3 protein-coding genes are annotated in these 2,846 nt (G+C 37.6%); 1 reads left to right on the top strand and 2 read right to left on the bottom strand.

The window, feature by feature from the left end; all coding sequences use genetic code 11:
• Nucleotides 1–62 precede the first annotated feature (62 nt).
• The gene (locus tag AC1DND_RS27295; RefSeq protein ID WP_477585920.1) at nucleotides 63–1,181 is read left to right on the top strand and encodes a GNAT family N-acetyltransferase; all 1,119 of its coding nucleotides are present in this window, start codon (nucleotides 63–65) and stop codon (nucleotides 1,179–1,181) included.
• A 118-nt stretch (nucleotides 1,182–1,299) separates the two neighbouring features.
• Here AC1DND_RS27295 and AC1DND_RS27290 read toward each other — a convergent pair whose 3' ends face one another.
• Together AC1DND_RS27290 and AC1DND_RS27285 are read right to left on the bottom strand one after the other, a co-directional pair.
• Nucleotides 1,300–2,106, bottom strand: a complete 807-nt coding sequence (locus tag AC1DND_RS27290) for an EamA family transporter (RefSeq protein WP_477585918.1) — start codon at nucleotides 2,104–2,106, stop codon at nucleotides 1,300–1,302.
• A gap of 4 nt (nucleotides 2,107–2,110) precedes the next feature.
• Nucleotides 2,111–2,590 (bottom strand): Lrp/AsnC family transcriptional regulator, encoded by a 480-nt coding sequence (locus AC1DND_RS27285; protein WP_477585916.1) that lies wholly within the window; start codon nucleotides 2,588–2,590, stop codon nucleotides 2,111–2,113.
• Between the last annotated feature and the right edge of the window lie 256 nt (nucleotides 2,591–2,846).

Raw genomic sequence — 2,846 nt, 5'->3', positions numbered from 1 at the left:
ACATATATTTGAAAAAGCATCCGACCGCTTGGTAGGATGCTTTTTAATTTTAAAATCTGCCCATGCAAGTTATACCAGTAAGCAATTCATCACTAAAAAAAGACTTTCTAAACACACCCAAAATCCTATATAAAAACGACAAAAACTGGATCTGTCCACTGGATAGTGAGGTTGAGAATGTTTTTAACCCAGAAAAAAACACCTTTTTTGCACATGGAAAATGTACACGCTGGGTTTTAAAAAATGATGCAGGAAAATTGATCGGCCGTGTAGCAGCTTTTATTAATGAAAAAAAAGCTTACCACTACGACCAACCAACTGGTGGTATGGGATTTTTTGAATGTATTGATGATGAAAAAGCTGCCTTTCTTYTATTCGATACAGCCAAAACCTGGTTGGCCGAAAATGGAATGAAAGCCATGGACGGCCCGATTAATTTTGGTGAAAACGATAGCTTCTGGGGCCTGTTAGTTGAGGGTTTTACCCCTCCTTCTTTCGGCATGAACTATAACTTTCCATACTATCAAAACTTTTTCGAGAAATATGGCTTTATTACCGAATACGAACAATTAACCAACCATATTAACCTAACTATCCCCTTCCCAGAACGTTTTACAAAAATTGCCAACTGGGTAAGAAATAAACCAGGTTATACTTTCGAATATTTCAGCAAGGCCAATTCGAGCAAATACATTAATGATTTAATGGAAATCTACAATGATGGCTGGCAGGATTTCGAAAACTTTGTGCCTATTAAAAAAGAAACGCTCGAGGAAAGCTTTAAAAGTATGGAACCCATCATGGATGAACATTTGATCCAGTTTGCCTACTTTAATGGCGAACCAGCCTCTTTTGTAGTATTGATTCCAGATGCAAACCAAATGATTAAAGGTTTTGATGGAAAACTTGGTTTAATTGAAAAATTAAAGTTTGCTTACCGCCGCTGGGTGGGCGTTACCCGCATGAGGGCAATTGTAATGGGTACCAAACCTAAGTTCCAAAAACATGGCCTGGAATCCGTTCTTTTTATCCGTTTAGGCGAATACGTACTTCCTAAAAACCAGTACAAAGAGCTTGAATTGAGTTGGGTAGGTGATTTTAATGATCAGATGATTGCTATCCATAAAGCCACCGGTGCAACTTTTGGGAAAAAGCACCTTACCATGAGGAAAATCTTTTAAATYAAATCGTCATTGCGAGAAGGCTTTTCAGCCGACGAAGCAATCTTAATTCGGTAGTATCTATCTAATTGAAGATTGCTTCGTCGTTCCTCCTCGAAATGACAATTTTACCAAGAACTTAGCCTTCACTTTTATATTTTGGCAGATTAATTAAAAGTACACTTCCCAAAATAATCACTAAACCAATAATCTGGGTAAGACCAACCACTTCGTTGGTAAAAGTTAAACTCAGTAAAACAGCCACTACCGGGTTTACATAAGCATAGGTGCTCACTTGCGTAGCCGGGCGCACCTTTAACAACCACACATAAGCACTAAACGCTGCAATTGAACCAAACAGAATAAGGTAAATAATAGATAACCAGGCATCAAGCGGTATGTTCCCCCAATCGAGTAAGGCCCGGGCTATTGGCCCGAAAACGAGTAATACCATACCTATAATCTGCAAGTTGCTTTGAGGTTTATCAAGTGCTTGTACAATCTGGCCTCCAAACAAGAGCACCACTCCTAAAAAGCCAATTACTAAACCCGATACAATGTACTTATTGCTCAGGTTTTCTTTCCAATGCGATTTATCTAAAATAACGAACCATATTGCTGCCGAAGCTACCATAATGGCTACTAAGCCGCTCGGAATAAACTGCTCTACCCAAATTACGATTCCGTTACCCAAACCCAACATTAAAATGCCGCTTACTGCAGCAATTTTGATGGTTTTTAGGTTAAAAATATCTTCTCCTTTAATCTTGCACCAGCTTAGCATCAGCACTCCCGCAATAGAAAAACGGAAAGCGCCTAAAATAAAAGGTGGGAAACCAGCCAATGCTTTCTGGATAAAAAAGTAGGTAGAGCCCCAAACGACGTATACGATAGCAAATGCGAGGTAAACCATTACCGGCGATGCTGTTTTATTTAAATTTGCCATATGCTTATTTTTCAGGAATTACTAATTTTTGTTGTTCTTTCACAGTCTCCAGCACAATCGTGGTTTTAACCGATAAAATATTCGGAATCTTACTAAATTCATCTCGCAGTAAAGCCATTAATGAGGCCGCATCTGCTGTCCTCACCTTAATCAGAAAGCAGTCATCTCCTGCAATAACGTGTACTTCTTGTACATCGGGTATTTTTGCCAGTTCGTTTGCGGTATCACTACAGCCCAAACTTTGAGATGATTTCATTGAAATAAAGGCGAGTAATTTTAAATCGAGTGCCACAGGGTTTATCCGGGCATTATATTGGGTAATTACATTTTTCTTTTCCAACTTCTTTACCCGTTCCAACACAGCTGAAGGAACCAGATCCAATGCCTTTGCTAAATCTACATTCGAGATCCGTGCGTTATCCTGCATAAGTCTGAGTATAGCCAGATCGATATGATCTAAACTAAAATTGCTTTCGATTACCATTCTATAAAAATATAAATATTTAGAATAAAATTCATAATAATTTAATTAAAAATGAATTTTATTCTTATTTATTATTTTATTATGATAATTAGTCGGTAAAAGAACAGATAAACCGATTTTTATATTCCGAGCTTATCATACAGATCGATAACCTTTTTACGGAGCTTATTAATTTCTTCTTCCTTTTCGATCAGTTCTTTTTTAAGTGCAACGAGTTCTTCTTCTGATGAATCTGATATTACAGACTGCCCAGATA

It is taken from the genome of Pedobacter sp. 01N416, assembly GCF_056399685.1.
The sequence above is the reverse complement of the archived record's forward strand: the minus strand, read 5'-3'. Positions and strand labels throughout refer to the sequence as shown.